Source organism: Clostridium sp. OF09-36 (assembly GCF_003481985.1).
Taxonomy (GTDB): domain Bacteria; phylum Bacillota; class Clostridia; order Lachnospirales; family Lachnospiraceae; genus Brotaphodocola.
Map to the genome: position 1 here is coordinate 1 of NZ_QUMD01000096.1, position 660 is coordinate 660.

Here is a 660-nt window from a genome sequence, read left to right on the forward strand (position 1 = left end):
GCTCTTTATAGCTTAACCAATTGATGTTCACCTGCGGGTGCGGGTTACTTATCTACGATACATAGCGTTGTATCGCTGGTCTTAGGTTCGTTATTTAAAACGAGTTATTGTTTGGTTACATCTTGCGATGTAACACCTCGGATGTCTTGATATTATCTTTTAAAAGATTTTATCTTGATTTATTCAATATGCAGTTTTCAAGGTACATACCGGTACAAATGATAAATATTTGTACCACATGGAGATGGAGAGATTCGAACTCTTGACCCCCTGCTTGCAAGGCAGGTGCTCTCCCAACTGAGCTACACCCCCACGATAATCTGGCACCCACCTGCTCTCCCATGCCGTCTCCAGCATAGTACCATCGGCCGCTTAGGTCTTAACCGTCGTGTTCGGGATGGGAACGGGTGTTTCCCCTAAGCGCATCAGCACCAGAAATCTTGGAACCTTTTTATCAAAGATTCAACAGTGTTTAAAACTCTTACTTCTTCTTCCGTTTTAGTTGGATTGATTCAGCTGCTCGCGCAACCTACTTGTCCAATTTCCTTAGAAAGGAGGTGATCCAGCCGCACCTTCCGATACGGCTACCTTGTTACGACTTCACCCCAGTTATCAATCCCGCCTTCGGCAGCTCCCTCCTTGCGGTTGGGTCACTGACTT

Annotated in this window: 1 tRNA gene and 2 rRNA genes; all 3 read right to left on the reverse strand. The window is 45.6% G+C overall.

The features are described from left to right. Nucleotides 1-239: 239 nt before the first annotated feature. Nucleotides 240-312 (reverse strand) — tRNA-Ala (locus tag DXA97_RS19860). A 6-nt stretch (nucleotides 313-318) separates the two neighbouring features. Then, nucleotides 319-436, reverse strand: a 5S ribosomal RNA gene (rrf, locus tag DXA97_RS19865). A gap of 114 nt (nucleotides 437-550) precedes the next feature. Next, nucleotides 551-660, reverse strand: a 16S ribosomal RNA gene (locus DXA97_RS19870); the annotation flags it as partial.